At 56.6% G+C, this 14,760-nt stretch carries 29 protein-coding genes; all 29 read right to left on the bottom strand.

The window, feature by feature from the left end; genetic code table 11:
- Nucleotides 1–171: 171 nt before the first annotated feature.
- Nucleotides 172–459: a hypothetical protein gene (locus M0D64_RS42685; protein WP_266242158.1), complete on the bottom strand. Its 288-nt coding sequence runs from the start codon at nucleotides 457–459 to the stop codon at nucleotides 172–174.
- Nucleotides 460–467: 8 nt separating this feature from the next.
- A complete protein-coding gene (locus tag M0D64_RS42680) occupies nucleotides 468–857 on the bottom strand; it encodes a hypothetical protein (protein ID WP_266242156.1) in 390 nt (129 codons plus the stop codon).
- Between the two features lie 483 nt (nucleotides 858–1,340).
- On the bottom strand, nucleotides 1,341–1,535 hold the full coding sequence (locus M0D64_RS42675; RefSeq protein ID WP_266242154.1) for a hypothetical protein: 195 nt from the start codon (nucleotides 1,533–1,535) through the stop codon (nucleotides 1,341–1,343).
- A gap of 100 nt (nucleotides 1,536–1,635) precedes the next feature.
- Complete coding sequence (locus tag M0D64_RS42670; RefSeq protein ID WP_266242152.1) at nucleotides 1,636–1,812, bottom strand: hypothetical protein; 177 nt, start codon at nucleotides 1,810–1,812, stop codon at nucleotides 1,636–1,638.
- 21 nt (nucleotides 1,813–1,833) lie between these two features.
- Nucleotides 1,834–2,055 carry a ClpX C4-type zinc finger protein gene (locus tag M0D64_RS42665; protein WP_266242150.1) on the bottom strand — a complete coding sequence of 74 codons (222 nt, stop codon included), beginning with the start codon at nucleotides 2,053–2,055 and terminating at the stop codon, nucleotides 1,834–1,836.
- 20 nt (nucleotides 2,056–2,075) lie between these two features.
- On the bottom strand, nucleotides 2,076–2,414 hold the full coding sequence (locus M0D64_RS42660; RefSeq protein ID WP_266242148.1) for a hypothetical protein: 339 nt from the start codon (nucleotides 2,412–2,414) through the stop codon (nucleotides 2,076–2,078).
- 58 nt (nucleotides 2,415–2,472) lie between these two features.
- Complete coding sequence (locus M0D64_RS42655) at nucleotides 2,473–2,745, bottom strand: hypothetical protein (protein WP_266242146.1); 273 nt, start codon at nucleotides 2,743–2,745, stop codon at nucleotides 2,473–2,475.
- Between the two features lie 18 nt (nucleotides 2,746–2,763).
- Complete coding sequence (locus tag M0D64_RS42650; RefSeq protein ID WP_266242144.1) at nucleotides 2,764–2,934, bottom strand: hypothetical protein; 171 nt, start codon at nucleotides 2,932–2,934, stop codon at nucleotides 2,764–2,766.
- Nucleotides 2,935–2,999: 65 nt separating this feature from the next.
- Nucleotides 3,000–3,299, bottom strand: coding sequence for a hypothetical protein (locus M0D64_RS42645; protein WP_266242142.1), 300 nt, complete (start codon nucleotides 3,297–3,299; stop codon nucleotides 3,000–3,002).
- Between the two features lie 22 nt (nucleotides 3,300–3,321).
- Entirely contained in the window at nucleotides 3,322–3,777 is a 456-nt protein-coding gene (locus tag M0D64_RS42640; protein WP_266242140.1) for a hypothetical protein, read from the bottom strand.
- 71 nt (nucleotides 3,778–3,848) lie between these two features.
- Complete coding sequence (locus M0D64_RS42635) at nucleotides 3,849–4,760, bottom strand: hypothetical protein (protein ID WP_266242138.1); 912 nt, start codon at nucleotides 4,758–4,760, stop codon at nucleotides 3,849–3,851.
- Between the two features lie 44 nt (nucleotides 4,761–4,804).
- The gene (locus tag M0D64_RS42630; RefSeq protein WP_266242136.1) at nucleotides 4,805–5,197 is read right to left on the bottom strand and encodes a DUF6232 family protein; all 393 of its coding nucleotides are present in this window, start codon (nucleotides 5,195–5,197) and stop codon (nucleotides 4,805–4,807) included.
- Nucleotides 5,198–5,254: 57 nt separating this feature from the next.
- Nucleotides 5,255–5,548, bottom strand: coding sequence for an H-NS histone family protein (locus tag M0D64_RS42625; protein WP_266242134.1), 294 nt, complete (start codon nucleotides 5,546–5,548; stop codon nucleotides 5,255–5,257).
- Between the two features lie 76 nt (nucleotides 5,549–5,624).
- Nucleotides 5,625–6,134 carry a hypothetical protein gene (locus M0D64_RS42620; protein WP_266242132.1) on the bottom strand — a complete coding sequence of 170 codons (510 nt, stop codon included), beginning with the start codon at nucleotides 6,132–6,134 and terminating at the stop codon, nucleotides 5,625–5,627.
- Nucleotides 6,135–6,150: 16 nt separating this feature from the next.
- On the bottom strand, nucleotides 6,151–6,492 hold the full coding sequence (locus tag M0D64_RS42615; RefSeq protein WP_266242130.1) for a hypothetical protein: 342 nt from the start codon (nucleotides 6,490–6,492) through the stop codon (nucleotides 6,151–6,153).
- 17 nt (nucleotides 6,493–6,509) lie between these two features.
- Nucleotides 6,510–6,983 carry a hypothetical protein gene (locus M0D64_RS42610; protein ID WP_266242129.1) on the bottom strand — a complete coding sequence of 158 codons (474 nt, stop codon included), beginning with the start codon at nucleotides 6,981–6,983 and terminating at the stop codon, nucleotides 6,510–6,512.
- 28 nt (nucleotides 6,984–7,011) lie between these two features.
- Entirely contained in the window at nucleotides 7,012–7,239 is a 228-nt protein-coding gene (locus tag M0D64_RS42605; protein WP_266242128.1) for a hypothetical protein, read from the bottom strand.
- Between the two features lie 17 nt (nucleotides 7,240–7,256).
- Nucleotides 7,257–7,709 (bottom strand): hypothetical protein, encoded by a 453-nt coding sequence (locus M0D64_RS42600; protein ID WP_266262044.1) that lies wholly within the window; start codon nucleotides 7,707–7,709, stop codon nucleotides 7,257–7,259.
- 16 nt (nucleotides 7,710–7,725) lie between these two features.
- On the bottom strand, nucleotides 7,726–7,989 hold the full coding sequence (locus M0D64_RS42595; protein WP_266240759.1) for a hypothetical protein: 264 nt from the start codon (nucleotides 7,987–7,989) through the stop codon (nucleotides 7,726–7,728).
- Between the two features lie 63 nt (nucleotides 7,990–8,052).
- Entirely contained in the window at nucleotides 8,053–8,328 is a 276-nt protein-coding gene (locus tag M0D64_RS42590; RefSeq protein WP_266240760.1) for a hypothetical protein, read from the bottom strand.
- 11 nt (nucleotides 8,329–8,339) lie between these two features.
- Nucleotides 8,340–8,675: a hypothetical protein gene (locus M0D64_RS42585; protein WP_266240761.1), complete on the bottom strand. Its 336-nt coding sequence runs from the start codon at nucleotides 8,673–8,675 to the stop codon at nucleotides 8,340–8,342.
- Between the two features lie 33 nt (nucleotides 8,676–8,708).
- The gene (locus M0D64_RS42580; protein ID WP_266240762.1) at nucleotides 8,709–8,882 is read right to left on the bottom strand and encodes a hypothetical protein; all 174 of its coding nucleotides are present in this window, start codon (nucleotides 8,880–8,882) and stop codon (nucleotides 8,709–8,711) included.
- Nucleotides 8,883–8,893: 11 nt separating this feature from the next.
- Complete coding sequence (locus tag M0D64_RS42575; RefSeq protein ID WP_266240763.1) at nucleotides 8,894–9,223, bottom strand: hypothetical protein; 330 nt, start codon at nucleotides 9,221–9,223, stop codon at nucleotides 8,894–8,896.
- 33 nt (nucleotides 9,224–9,256) lie between these two features.
- The gene (locus M0D64_RS42570; RefSeq protein WP_266262043.1) at nucleotides 9,257–9,646 is read right to left on the bottom strand and encodes a hypothetical protein; all 390 of its coding nucleotides are present in this window, start codon (nucleotides 9,644–9,646) and stop codon (nucleotides 9,257–9,259) included.
- A 65-nt stretch (nucleotides 9,647–9,711) separates the two neighbouring features.
- Nucleotides 9,712–9,978, bottom strand: a complete 267-nt coding sequence (locus M0D64_RS42565; protein ID WP_266240764.1) for a hypothetical protein — start codon at nucleotides 9,976–9,978, stop codon at nucleotides 9,712–9,714.
- Between the two features lie 61 nt (nucleotides 9,979–10,039).
- Nucleotides 10,040–10,507, bottom strand: coding sequence for a hypothetical protein (locus M0D64_RS42560; protein ID WP_266240765.1), 468 nt, complete (start codon nucleotides 10,505–10,507; stop codon nucleotides 10,040–10,042).
- A gap of 72 nt (nucleotides 10,508–10,579) precedes the next feature.
- Nucleotides 10,580–11,170: a hypothetical protein gene (locus tag M0D64_RS42555; protein WP_266240766.1), complete on the bottom strand. Its 591-nt coding sequence runs from the start codon at nucleotides 11,168–11,170 to the stop codon at nucleotides 10,580–10,582.
- Between the two features lie 666 nt (nucleotides 11,171–11,836).
- Nucleotides 11,837–13,984, bottom strand: a complete 2,148-nt coding sequence (locus M0D64_RS42550; RefSeq protein ID WP_266240767.1) for an SEC-C metal-binding domain-containing protein — start codon at nucleotides 13,982–13,984, stop codon at nucleotides 11,837–11,839.
- A 268-nt stretch (nucleotides 13,985–14,252) separates the two neighbouring features.
- A complete protein-coding gene (locus M0D64_RS42545) occupies nucleotides 14,253–14,567 on the bottom strand; it encodes a hypothetical protein (RefSeq protein WP_266240768.1) in 315 nt (104 codons plus the stop codon).
- Between the last annotated feature and the right edge of the window lie 193 nt (nucleotides 14,568–14,760).

Below are 14,760 nucleotides of genomic sequence, written 5' to 3'. Positions count from 1 at the left end.
CGATTCGTCTTCTACCCACGACCGTCGGTCATGTGCCGTGTAGTCGAAGTTGCGCCGCCTAAACCACACCCACCACGCGAAAAAGCGGGATTCAGTTTCGCGGACTGCGTCGCCCTGCGCATCGCGCACAACGTACCGAGGCTTTGAAGTGGTCATAGACTTTTCCTGTTTCTAGGGCAGCGCGATCACGCACTCTAATTTCGTCCATCGCGTCATGCTCACTTCGCCGTGCGTATCTGCGATCCATGCCCCATCTGGATACGAACACAGACACAGCGAATTATCTGAGGACAGTATCTTGTCCGCCGCGGGCGACCAGTCCTGTCCGTTCGCAAGCATGATTTTCGCCAGATCAACAATCTGCGGGGTGATCCGCATAGTCAGGCGCCTATCTTGCAGCTCCGCGCAAATCCTGCTGGCATGCGCGGCGCACTTCGCTTGCTTGAGAATCGTCGCCATAAGTTTTCCTATGCTTCGCGAGCGGGTTCAACTAGGGGTGGCCACGGTGTTTTGCCGCTTTCCTGCACCGCAGCCACAACGCGCCGCAGAGCGGCCTTGTGGGCTGGTGTGGAACCGGCGATGGCTCGCAGATCGCCAAGCGCCGAGTCGAGACGGCGCTCATTCAGTTGGTACTCGCCGCTGCCGCCAAGGAGGCGATCAACGAACGAGAAACCTTCTTTAATGCCCATGAAATAACCGACCTTCTCCATCCGTCTGCGCACCTCAATTTCTTCTGGCGGTACGTCGACCTCAGTGAGAGCAAGCACATCGCGATCCGGCAGAGGGCGCGAATAGCGCTCGTCCAGTGCGTTATTCACGAAGGTGTATTGCCACGAAAAGAAGATTGTTGCCACCATTTCGTTTCCCCGTCGTTGCTTTTTCTCGGTCCTAGCGTTCTCTGAGCGCGGGCCGATACTCTACCGTGGTTTACTGAAGACGGCGTCACACCCTTTCCATGTGCCTCCATCCGGGCCGAGTTCATCCGTGTAACCCCGATCCAGAAACCACTGTAGCGTGTTGATCCACTCGCCAATGCCATCAACGCCGATTGTGCGGTAGGCGTCACCCGCCTAGTTGCGAATTGCGATCTGCATGCGGGGATATTGTGACCACTTGTCAACTGTATTGGTCTTCAAACCGCTGACGATGTCGCTATCGAACTCCGCGATACGCACTCCACTCACGAGGCGGCTTGCAAGATACTGTTCGCCGTCGTCCTCATCGTCGAAATCGTCATCGTCCGTCAGCCACGCGAGGCGTCCGATGCGCGCGATCTCCTCCGCGCCCGCAGCGGAAAACCCCCCTTGTTCGACGAGGCGTTGCTCCAGTTCCTCCGGCGTCTATGCATCGACATGCATTTCATCGTCAGCAGATACCGGCGCACCAGCAGTCACTCCCGGAGCATCCCCGCCAACGATCTGGTCCTTACCGTAGTTTGTTTCTACGCGCAGTTCCCGGCCGCCGTCACCGTCATCGTATTCCTTCAATATGACGGGTCGCTCTTCAATTCTGCCGTCAAAAATCTTTTGCCACATACCCCTCCCTTTTTCTCGGCTGGCTACCGTCTAAGAGCCGCCCCCCGGCAAGTCCGTTCACGGTTGCCCATATTCGCAGGCAACGGTGAAATGGATTTTCCTACTCGTGGTCTCGAAGATCTGCCAACGACTCTTCGAGCGTATCCGCAGCGTCGAAGTGCAGCTGCACAATGGCGTCATTCAGCGGCTCGCCCGATGGCATCTTGCGGGATTCGGCCGAGTCACGCAGCACGTTGATCGCAGCGCGGAGTGCGAGTGCAGGGGTCAACTTAGACATGGTTCGCTTTTCCCGGTTACCTCATCGCTTTCCGATGGCCTTGGCCGCCCACTCTTTGGCGGCGTTCACTATCTTCGGCATACGCTCCAATTTCTGCGCGCGGCGCTCGGCGACGATCTCACCACACGCATCTATGCATTCATCGCATATCGTCGCATCCGCAATGCCGCGGACGAGCAGTTTGGCAACGTGCTGGCTGTTTCCGCAAAAGTCGCAAAGCAACACATCATTGGCGCTTTTCATTGTGTCCTTTGCTTTTACGATCAGTGAGCGCAGATGAAGCAGAACGCCGAAACAGGCTCTGTGGGGGCCGAGCGAGCAGCCGACGCCATGACAAATTGACCTGCCAACAGCAGCGCCACGGCGAGAGCGAGATAAACCATGCCCCGCATTGTTGGCCCGCCTTCTTCACGCGCAATGCGGCCAATCGCAGACTCTCGGAATGGCTCACTCATTGCAACGCGAAAATCGACATAGAACAGCATTATGGCGAGCAGCCCAAGGATGACAGCAACCGCAGGCAATCCCGAGTAAAACGCGAGCGCGGCACATGCAACAACGAGCCAGCACAGCAACTTCCATGTCCAACAGGTCTTTCCCATCGTCGTATCTCTTACCGTCTTTCGGCGCTCGCGCGCTAGATGCTTTTCCGTGCTGCCGTTAGTTGAGTGCTTCGCTGCTGGGGAACAGCGCGTCGAAGCCCGGTACGGGAATCACGCGACCCTCGTTCAGGCATGCTGCGGCGGCCACCAGATGCTCAGACGCGGCACGTTGCGCGTGGGGCTTCCAGCCTAAGTGATCGAGCGCGGTGTTGGCCTCTTCCGCAAACACCGCCGCAACTTCTTGCGGCCCAATGCCTTGTGACTTGATGTGGCCGTTGACCAGCTCGATCAGCGCTGCCCGAAATTCTTCTTTTCGCTCGATGTTTGGCATGGTGTTTTCCACTGCGTGTTACTGATACTCGGGAAGCGCGTCGAACTCGGCCTGCGGTATGTCGGCATGGTCGATGCGAACATCGGCGTTAGCGGCATCGTCTCCGGCGAGCGCATGAATTGCTTGCTGTTCCTCACCGGCGCGAACAACCAGCGTTTCGTCGTTCACAGTCACTTTCGCTACTTGCATGTGGACTCCAGTTCGTCCGGCATCCGGCCGGCTGTGGGGCGCGCACGCGCCGGATGATTTTCCCATCAATTTGCTTCGAGCGCGATGCCCTGTTTTTCCAGCCACGCCATCCAGCCGTGATAGCGGGCGTCGTAGGCACCGTCGGCACTGCCGTGCCAACAGAAATCGTCAGGACCGTGAAATTCCCAATGCTCCTCATGAAAATGATACGTCCACGCGTCGCTCAGTTTTACTTCGGGGAAATGCTTTCGGACAAGCGCCGTCGCCGCAAGAAGCATCGACCGGTTAAACACGTCGTTGAGAGCGTTGCTCGCCTTCGTATTTCGACGTTGGCGATGCGCGGCCAAGGAAATAATCTTGCCCATGCTTTTCCGATCCGTTTTCGGCTCAGCGCTCGCCAATGAGAGGTGCCACCACAGCGCGCAGTCCGTCCGACCAACGCTCCTTGTTCAGCCAGCCGTTTGCGCCGGATGCTCCCATCTGCATTCCGCGCTCAAATTCGGACTTCTGTTCACCTTTCACAAAGAACAGGTCGATCATCTGACTAGCCTTGTCCGGCGCGACTGCCATATTCAGAGCGGTGACCGCTGCGTTTACCGAGGCAAGGCCGCCCCTATCCAATCCGACGTGCTGACAAGCCACATCCGAGAAACCGTAGATGTAGCCGCACAGCGCGGCACCTTGATTTGGCATGAAAGACGCATCTTCGAGGCGCACCACCGTCGTATGGGATACGATCACCGTCCCGACAGTCCGACCATGTTCCATCCCCGCGGAAACGAGCTTCGATTGCTGCGCAGCCACCTTTCGCGCATCGAGAAATTCCAGTATCCGCTTCAGCATAGCTTTGCCCTTGTGAGAACTACTTTTCCTATTGATTCGCGCGGTACAGGATTCGCGTTTTCATTTTTGGTCTATCCGATCCGGCTGGGAACAAATGCCGTCGCGTCTCTGGTAATGATCCTGTCGACAATGCTGAACACCGCGCCATCAAGCACCACACCCTCCGCCGCTGCCTTGTCCAGTGCACCCTTCAAGAGTCGGGGTGAAATCGTGCTGTCACCAAGGACTCGATACAGGTCGAGCATCTGGTTCAAGAGCTCCTTCTTCTTGCGACGCGCCCCCCATCGAAATGGCAGTCCGATGAGCGACCACACAACCGATACCACCCACAGTCCAGCAATGGACCAACCTGTCGTCTCCTGCCCCCTGCTAAATGCGAAGTATGCGATCGCCGGCAACAACAAGTATCCAAGGGCAAAGCCGATCACCTTGAAGAGAGCCGACAGCGCAAAGTATTTGGCCGGGTTGCCGTTAGCGAACGTTGCCGCAAAGCCAGAGACGTGATAGGAAAATGCGTCGAGTTCCGCGAACACGATCGCATCGAGCAGCAGCCAATCGAATTTGTTGGTTCGAATTTCGGGATGGCTGAGGTATTCAGCTGCGACGCGCAGCATCTCGTCTTTCTGGATGCTCATCCCGCGTGTCGCATCATTGGCGCTGAGGATGTTGAACTTCTGGTGCGCCCAATAATACCGTGGCTTCTCGTTCTCCTTCGTGTAATTTGAACCCGCATTTATGTGCAGGGCGTAAAACAAGTCAACCGTTGCTCTCAAGGCGCGTATGCATCGCTCACGGAACTGCTCGGCGGTCCAATTTTCGGCGAGCGCGTTCACCTTCAAAGCGGGAAGAATCGAACCGTGCCAAATGGGCTCGACGTACGGTCGGGCGTCCTCTCCCATCTGCTCCGCCCAATGCTCATTGATCGGCTCGGCTACCGAGTCAAGCTGTTCCTCGTCGATGCTTTCCCCATCTTCGCGACTCATCAAGAACCCCTTTTCCCGGTTGTCAAATCGAGCAACGGTCGTCATCAGCCGCGGACGACGATGGCATCGTTGACCGCTCCAACTACGCGGTCGATAAATTCGTTGCTGCTGCTTATGAGCGCACGTGATTCGCCCGATGCGGTCTTGATGACGATGAAGAAAGTCGGTTTTTGGCTGGCGGCTGCCGCGAACGCGGCGATCGCGACAAAGGCGCCAATGACATGCATCGCCAGATTAGTCCCGAAAGCAGCAAAGATGACACCGACGAGGCAGAGAAAGAGCATCGCCGCGCGCTTCGGTTCCTCGCGCAGCTTGCGCACCGACGTCACACCGCTCATGGCGTACGTTTCATGCGGCGTAATGAACCGGACGTCCGTCACCGTGACGTTGCCTTCGTTGAAGATAACCGTTTCTTTCTTGTCTTTCGTTTCTTTCATTAGAATCCCCCGTGGCGCGTAGACGCACCGTGCTCGAAGTCTAGCTTGCCCTTGGTGTCAGTCCTGAATCAGAAACTGCTCCCGCGACTGCCCTTTGATCCACAACGGCTCACGTCCCATGCCGCTCCATGTAGCACCGGACACTGGATCGCGATACTTCGCCGGTTTGGTCCCCGACTTCGGCCCGCGCTTGCCTCTGGGTTGAGCAAATACCTGCTCCGGCGTCAGCGAGTACTCGTTGATGATCTCGCGAACCTTTTCGATCGCAGCAGTCACTTCCTGCTCTTGCGCGGCGTCAATTTGCCTTTGCAGTGCCTCACGTTGCTTCAGAAGTTCACGGTAGCTTGCCACGCATTTCTCCAGTCTGTTCACTTGGTTGTCTCACGTTCGTAGCGCGACCTTTGGAATACGGCCACACCAGCCTTTCTTATTCGCCCTTGAACCGGTAATCAGGGTGCCTCGGCACGTATCGCTTCCAAGCGTCAATCCAGTCCGTTGCCATTTCCCGTTGCGCTTGCTTCAACGAAATTTCCTCATTGCAGACCATCTTGTAAAGCACAAACTCAAGCTCATCTTTCCTATCAGCACTCCACTCGCTATTGCGTGGCTGCGGCCACAAGTTGCGTTCGTCGGTGGGTGCGCCGCCAATAGAAAGAGCCACAAGATGGTCTTCCTCGTAGTCACGCGCCTTGCGGTCACCGTGGCCGAATTGTTCGATCTGGCGCTTCTTTAGAGCATTTGTGTAGTACGCCGGAGGGCGGATTGTCTTGGTGTAGCCCTTGGCGCACACCGTCTGATGAATATTGGCTTGAGTTACGTTGGGGTTAATCGCGCCGGGGGTGAACCGCGGATCTGGAAGATCCCCTGCACGCGCAGCTGCCGCAACAAACGTGAACATTGCCGCTAAGACGACTTTATGGAGTGAATGGTTCAGCATCCGTGGCTTTTCCTTTCTACCGGTAGCGTTCAGGGCGCTTCAAGCAGTCTTGCAGGACTATCGTTTCAATCGCGTCTGGAGTCTGACCTTGCATGACCTCCCAAACCGTGGCGATGATGTCCGTGTGCTCGTCAATTTCACGCTTGCTATGGTCCCTAAGGATATATGCCCACGTCTTTTTCGCATAGTCTTCGCCCTGGTCACTCTGCTTGTTGAAGAACTTGTCGCGATCCTGTGCCGCCATCAGCGCGAAATGCGAGCGCTCGTAACAAAAGTCAGTCGGATACGCGTGCGCTAGTCCGCTCGCGAGCAACAAGGCTAGGCCCGGAGCCGCCATGAAACCAACAAATTTCAGCATGAGTTTTTCCGGTGGGTCTAGTTCGTAACAGCGCCGATAGCGCCACATGCCGCCCTGACGTTTTCGATTTGCTTTTGCACTTCGTCTCGAATCCGCCAATCCACAAGTTCGGCGCTATCGGAGGCCATTTGAGTCATCTGAACTTGGCAAAGCGTCAGCATAGGTTCGCCGACTCCTCTCAGACTGCCTGCGCCTGCGCCTGCGCCTCCGCTATTCGTCTGCCGTGCGGCGGGACGAACCAACTCAATAACGTTCTCCAGCGCTTGCAACGCATATGCGACCGTCAGCTCCGAGGCATTGATTGAGGCAAGCTGGAGAGAGTCGTCGTTATGCCCGGTAAAGTGGATGCGATCGAGCAACGCGTTCCGCGCGGTTATCGCAGCGTTGATGCGCGATCGCTGCTGCTTCAGTAAGTCGGCAGCCGAGGCAGCAAACGCGCCGCTAGTGGTGAAAATCAGCAATGCCGCGACGGCGAGAACCTTGTAGCGCATGTGTGCTTTTCCTAGCTGAATTCACCGATCAATCGGGCAAACCAAGCAGTTTCTTGAACGCCTTGCTGTCCTCGCGCCGAGCCGGGTCAGTTACCTGATCGCGCGTGACGGTCTGCCACAGAAGCCATGCACCCGCTGCGTAGCCGCGAAGATGCCGCGCCGTTTCCGGGTCGGTCTCTTTCTCCGCGCGAGCCAACTCGTCTGTAACGATTTGCTTGGCCGCTGCGGTGATTTGGTCGTAGGTGTAGTTTTCCATTGAGGCGCTTCTCCGTGTTACTTCGCTTCAGCGATGTAATCGCCGTTCGGACGCACCAACAGCGTCGCTGGGAAACCGCCCCGCTCCTGATGCACCACCTTCCAGACTTCCAGAACGTTGGAGTTCACCCGAACATGGACTTCTTTTGTTGTCGACCCGACGACGACGCACCCCATCGCCGGAATGTCGTCTGGTCTGCCACCAAGCCAGAACGCCTTCTGCGCGTCTTTCTCTTGCGGGCACTCATCGTTGCCCACGATAGGCACCGCGTGTCCGTCTATCAGGACTTGATATCCCGGCTTCATGACAAGTTGCGGCTGCGGCATCCCAGCTTCGTTCAGATAGAACTGAGCTAGGTCTGCGATATACGGGCGCGCAAACGCCACTAGCACAATCACAGCAGTGACACCTACCGCAACGGCGCGGGCGTGTTCCTCAATCTTACCGAGGGTGGCGCGAATAGCTTGCATGGTCTTTTCCGAGGGTTTAGTCGCCTTTAGCGGCGTCGCTACGCTTTCGGGGGAAGATTTTGAGCGTTCCCTCATAAGCCTCAACAGCCAGCGCTCCATAGCCTCCCGCCATCAGAAAGACAATCGCAGCGACGGATTGGCACCGCTCAGGAAACCAGATCACGACAACCAGGGCGACCAAGCCGAGCGCACAGAGAACCGAAAACGTCACGACAGTGCGACGTTTTCCCGTTTCCTCGCCAACCGGCTTCGGCAAGCTCTCTTTAAAACCGATTTTCATTTGATTTCCTTCTTCATCGTTTCGCCCGTCACCCGGCCCAACCCGCTTTTCCGTGTAATCCGCTTAACCGACGATGCGTCGAATGTCGGATTCTTCTTCAAGCATCAATTCCCGCACGTTGGGCGGAATCGTGACACTCCAAACAAAGCCGGTTTCGCTTTGCTGCCGATAGTAGCGAACCCGCTCTACCCCAAGCGGCGGTGCAGTCCACGGCATCGCTATCTCGACGCCCTCGGTTTCAAATGTCCCAACTGCATGAGCCATTCGACCACCCTCCCACGGACCATCGACGATAGGCAGAAGTCCGTAGGTCTTCGCGGTTGTTGTCTCAGTCAGCATACGTTTTCCTCTTAATCGGTCAGTTCGAGCTTGCGCGACGTGTGCGCCTGAATGTTTGGAGGTGTCCGCGCAATCCCCCATGCTTGAAGTAGCCCGTCGAACGAGGGAGCCGCCACGGCCTTGAGGACCGGCAGCGCCTGCCCGGTCAAACGATATTGGACTCTAGCGTTGCCGCTCGCTCCGGGACGTTTCAGGCGCTCAAGCACGCCGTGCCGTACACCGTATTGGACCGCATCAGAAGCATCGCGCGAGTTCAACACGCCGTTGGCCGCAATTTGAGCAACCGTCGCTGGTTGATGCTGACGCAACCACTGCATGAGCTTTGTTGCATTGTCGTGTGCCTTCATGGCTGGCCCTCTCTCGGTATCGCTTTTCCGTGGTCAATCGTGTTGTGCTTCCGCCCACTCGCGGGCCTGTTCGTTAAGGTCCGCGACTGCACGATGCGAGAGCAACACACGCACGTCCGTCGTACCGATGACGATAAGGTCATCGCTAATCTCGTTGCATCCAGCGGCTTCGAGCATCTTGACCGCCACCTGAGTGAGCTTCGCCATGTTTTCTGTTGTTAGGGTTGGGCATTACCTTCGTCGCGCGCGGCCCGGACTAAGAAGCTACGGAACCGGTCGTTCACCATCGCGAGCAAGGCAACACTAAAGATTGCGACGCCGCTGAACGCCGGTAGCGCGCGCTGACCCAAAACGCCGAAGCAGGCAAGGGAAATTCCCAACACCGACGCGACAATCAGGACGGCAACCAGCAGCCACGCCTTCCTCATGTCGGCTGTTCGGGCAGATCGAGCGCGAGCGCCTGCAAATCCCGCGAGCGCTGTGCCGATGATAGCTACTGACGCGCATCCCAGCGTAGCAATCACCGACAATAGTTCGTGCTGTTCCATGCCGCTTTACCGATCCTATTGGTGCGTGTTGATCTATCTTGTCGGCACTACGGCAAAGTGATCTGCAAGGACGACCACTCTGTACCGCCGAGTCTCTCCCGAGCGGAGGTCTAGTTCGACCGCACTCTGCGGATTAGGATCGACGGCGGTCGCCACACCGATTTGATGGTAACCAGCCTGAACAGGCAAGTGCACTTGTTCTGAAGGCCGCAGATTTGCTATCCGCACTCCATCGAGGAACAATCTTGCGTCGTACATTGCGCCCGTCAAACCTGAGTCTCGGGTAACAATCAATTCGGCGTCGCCGAGCATCGCCTGCAACGGACGAACTTGTTCAGCACGTGCATCAGGGACCGGCGTGGTGCTGCAACCCGTTACTAGCGCGCTGAGCGCAGCAACAACAGCTAGAGCGTAGATCTTCAAGGTAGTAGTGTCCTGTTTTCGCGTCTTCCGCGTCGTGCGACAGGGAGTGCCGCTTTTCCGATGGGTTAATTGGAGAGCAACCGACGAAAGAAGCCTTGGGGTTCGGGTTGCTCTGACAGGATGAACGCTTGATGCTCGCCGTACTTTTCGAGCAAGCCACGGGCGACCGCTACGGCTTCGGACCGTTCATTTTCGATCACGCTCTGCGCTTGCTTCGGCAAAGCGTCATCGCCTGGCGAGTCGGTCGCGTCCACCAGCTGCCTCAACGCTGCGGCCATTGCGTTACGCGCTTCCAAGAGGCTTTTGTAATCACGGTCACTAAGTTGAATCATGGTGCTTTTCCGTCGCGTTAGTTGAATGCCTAGTCGCTCGCCTGCGCGCGGCTGTTCGACACTAGAAGTCCAACTCGGGCAAAGCCGCCAGTGCCCAAGCACCCAACGCCTCGCCGAAAGCGGACCTAGCCTTCTCCGCGCCTCCGGCATCTGAGACGTCGAAAGCCATTGCCTGACTTCCGGGTGTGATAGAAGCAACGCGGTCGCTTCGAATTGTGATTGCCGCAACTGGCGCTTGGTCGCGAATTTCGCACACGTACAGCTGGATTCCAAGCTGACTTGACGAACTTAGCCAAACATACCGAACCTCGAGGTCGAATCGTTCATTCAGAACCGCTACTTCGACGTGGAACGGCATCTCCGGGCCGAAGCTTTCTTTCTTCGCGAGGAACGGCAATCCGGGTTTCGCGGTTTCCCAAGTCTGTCTTTCCATCCACGTTGCCAGCAGTCCCTTAGCAACTGCATGAAGCTTCCCCTGTTCGGCAAGATTGTCAATCGTTCTCACCGGCGTCATCTGATGTTCGTTCATTCCTTCTTCCTTAGACTCCGACGACCGGCCGGTGCGGGGCGCGGTTCACGCCATAAGCTTTTCCGATATCAATTACTGACACAGCGCTGCGACTGCGCCTACGATCGAAGCGATATTGCCTGCCGCAGGCAGTGCCGAGAGAAGTGCTGTCAGCACGCTTTTCTTGGGCTTGCCGTGGGCAAACTGAGCTTCCGCTGCATCCACCACCTCAAGTGCGTCAGTGCGCTCATTGGCCTCCAATCCCAGTGTCTGAATCTCCGCTTTCAGCTTCGTCAGCAGCTCGGCAACCTCATCCGTCACGCCAACCATGTTCGTGGAGTTGTCGACAGAGTGGTTATTAATGCGCGCGTTATGACCAGTAATGTTGTAGATAACAGGTTGCGGCGCAGCGGCCGGCTTCGGCAACCCAAGCCGTTCAACTGTCATCTGATAGCCTGCGGGAATCGAGCCATGGCGTTCGTGCCAGCCAGGCTCGATGACTTTGAAGGTCTCTTTGCCACCGTTCGACATATTCCGCTCAATAAGGTCACCCGGCTCGATCAGCAGCTTCGAGCCATTCATAATGATTGAATTTTTCTGCACGCTAGCAGGTTGGTCTTCAAACCTATCACCGTTTTGCTTGATCACGACAACACGGTCTTTTTGGAGGCTACTAAGAAACACGACTACTCCTTTTACTTGCGCCGGGAGCCCCGGCTTTTCCTATCCGTTCCTGTCCCGCAGAAGCCCTTTTTGCCGCAATTGGCAGACAACTTGGAGTTCTGCCGCCTTCCATCGCGCACGCTGGTCATCGCCCGCTGACATTGCAGCGTCGCTAACCGCTTGGTAGTCGATTTCGTGGCGAAGCCTGCCCAGCAACTCCAACTCTGCGTGCATGCCGCCGCATGGCTTCAGAAACAAGCCATTACCCGCCAAAATCCTCGCCAACTCGCCGGCCAGCAGAGGCGGCTTGTAAAACAGAGTACGTTGATTTGTGAAGGAACAATAGAGTTCGACACATGATGCCCTATCAAATCGGAAGCCTAGCGACACACGCGCACTCCCTCCAAAGTAATAGAGTTCGACACAAACGCACTTCAACGCGATTGGAGCAGAAATCTTGCGACAAAATAGTTTGACACAACCTGCCATCGGCAGGGCGTCATCGCATGCCCCGGCTTGCGTCGACCCGTTCAATTGCTGTCGCGTCTGACGCGACCGGCCGAGATCGACTCCAAGCGGGACTTTGATCTGCCTGCTTGACAGCGTTGATACCGTAATTCGCAGGCACATGCGAGACCCGACAGATGAACACACGCCGAGCTCGTCAGCGTCTATGCGCTGTCGGCACTATGCTAGACAACATTTCTTGTACTTCTTGCCGCTGCCACATGGGCAGGGGTCGTTGCGACCAACTTTGGTTCGCGCCTTGGCGGCCTCTCTCAACAGGGCAGTCAGCTTGCCTGGCTTGCCCATGGCTTTCGTGAGTGCGTCCATGGTGTCGCTCTGTTCCCAAGGGAAGTCCAGATTGAGCCCGAAGCGCAGAGCCTTATCACTGGGCCGCACGCAGACACCGAACCAAGTCTGCGCATGCTCGGTGTATTTCCTCGCGTGGCAGTGTCTTTGCAGCGCCGGGCCAGCAACGTCAATCGGGTCATCGTTGCAATGAATCGTGAGACCGGTGCTGCCGCTGCCCAAGCCCACGCTTAGATCATGGTTCTTGCCATCTGCGACGCCCTGCTTTGCAAGTTGATCAATGCCTGCGCTCACGTCAAAGAGAGTGTCCTCGCCAAGTGTGAGGAGCGCAAAACCAAGGTCGATGGTCGCAGGGTCTGGCTGCGCTTCGATTGCCTTGACCATGCGCCCCAGTGCAGTAGCGGAGAACCGCGTCAGGATGCCATCAGGCGTCGCTTTGCCAGGAATGCCCTCGCGTCGAACCAACATCGCCAGGTCCAGGTCGGCGGAGATATCGTCGTCAAGCATTACCATGTCATGCTCTTCGTCCAGCCAGAGATTCTGCTTCAGGTGATAGGACAGGATGGTCAGCTCATGCGATGCCATCAGCTTGTCGATGTACCCGGTTCGGCGATCTACGTAGCTTAGAAGCTGAAGCGGACTACTGAGCATCTCGGTCATCGCATCGAGCGCAAAAACATCCATGACGAATGGCGGCGAAATTGTGTCCGTCGCCGCGAACCTCAAGAATTGCCGCGCTTGGAAGCTCAGCGCCGGATAGTGGTCTGAGATCAGGCAGATCACATAGATCTGCTTCAGACTCGTTGGCAGGGTCACAGCGTTGCCGGCAGCATCCTTGAAATAGCACGTACCCTCTTCAAGCAATTTCGCGCAGCGATAAGCCTGATCGCTGGAGTCTTGAATGCTCTTCTTGAAGTCATCCTTGATCTGCAGATCATTGCCGCGTCTGGCTTCAAGCGTTAGGCGCTTGGACTTCGCTTGCAGAATCAGTGCGCGATTACCGAACAGCACCAGCACATCGATTTCGGCAAGCCTCGTGCCTTTCGATTCGAAGATGTCGATGTTGGCGAGGACGTTCTCCGGTCCGAAGACCTGCCTCAGGCGTTCTACGGCAAATCGCTCGGTGAAGAGACCACGGTTCTGCATTGCCGTGCTGACATACGCCTTGTCTGCGCCCATCCAGTAGAACGGCGCTTCGTAGAGTGCTTCAGCCAGACTGTAGATGTGGAAGAGAAGGTATTTGCCATCGGGTGTACGGATAAGCGGACTGGCGTTGGCGATGTTGAAATCGTGCAGCGCCTTGAACTGCCCGTTGCGTTCGCCCTTTGGGACAGCGAACGCCGACAGGACCTTGTCAACGATTCCCGGGTCGATGTGCCCGTAGTCTGCAATCTCCTGCGCTGAGAACGTATTGCCGGGCAGGAATGTCCAAGACCCTTGGGGCGCGCCGCGCATGGCCTGAAGGACATTGATTGCCTTTTCTTCCTGCAAGCGCGAAACAGCAAAGCACACGTTGCGAGCATCTTGGATCGAGAACCCCTTGTTCGCGACGAGCCAAGGATCGTCGATCGCGTACTTTGCTGGGGAAAAGTCGCGGTACTGAAAGCTGTACGCGGATTCGCCGCCATAGAAGATCGGCTCGCGCAGCGCGGCGCCGTTGGTGAAAGGGTTGAAGTCTGTCTCGGCGATCTTTGCCGGATCAATGTCCTGCCAGACGGAAGCCGACATCGCGTGGTGGATCTCCTCCAGCAGGGATTCCGTAGATTCGATGTACTTCTCAAGGACTTGCGGCGCCGGAATAGCGTAGTCGATCTCGCTCTTGAGCATGAGTCCGATGAGGGTCGAAGTCTCGGTGCGGATGAGGCGACTCTTCGAAAAGAGGTGCTGCATGTCCTCCGCCTTCATCTCGCCTGAGTACCGGATCAGGTTGTCGCGCGAGCAGAGGTAGGCAACGGCATGCACGTAGCCCGGCGATGTGCAAATACCTGCCAGCTCATCGAAGATCGTTTGTTCAGATCGCATTGCCGTTTCCATTCATATCTGTTGCATTTCGTTGGCCGTCGTATGGTCAGGCGGTATGCACGCGTAATTGTTGCTTAAGGTCCGCTCCTGGCCGCGTGCTGCCGGTTGTCGCCGGTCGTGCCCGGCGCCTCCCATCTGCCAGGGCCACCGAGCTTGTGTCAAACTCTATTGTTGTGTGTCAAGGTCTATTGTCTTGTGTCGAACTCTATTGTTCGTTCACATGATTCGATTCAGCCGAAATGGCTGCTGCTTCGCCCATGATCTTTTCCTATCGATTGGCCTTGCGAACAAGACGCCTCACGCGCAGAGCTTCGAGGATGGTTTCGTCAAAGTAGCGGTGAACGCACTCTCTGAAGTACTGGGCCTTTTCGACGCTTGAGAACGTCACGATCACCGAACCATCATCCTCAAAGAGATCGTTTGTGAGACCGCTGATGCGTCCCCAGCCATCAACCGCACACATCAATCCGCGAAGCATGCCTGCAATTTCATTTCGATCCTCCGGTTCAACGTCATCCATGTTGATGGAGATTTTGGCGACAAACTCTTTGCCGCTGCTATCAAACAAGTCCCGTAGCTTCATTTGTTTATTTTCCCGCGTTCAACGAACAAACTTTTCCGTTGTCTCAGAGAGCCCCGAGACGCGCTCGAACCACCCGTAGAGAGCGCCCCGCGAAACGATTGAAAATGCAACTAGCGCACAGGCGAAGACGAAGGCTGGGAGCATAAAAACCGCAAGCAGTTGATCCGCGCCAAGGAACACCAGCCAACCGGTA

Source organism: Paraburkholderia sp. WS6 (assembly GCF_030464835.1).
GTDB lineage: Bacteria > Pseudomonadota > Gammaproteobacteria > Burkholderiales > Burkholderiaceae > Paraburkholderia > Paraburkholderia madseniana.
This window is presented reverse-complemented; position numbering and strand designations above follow the sequence as displayed.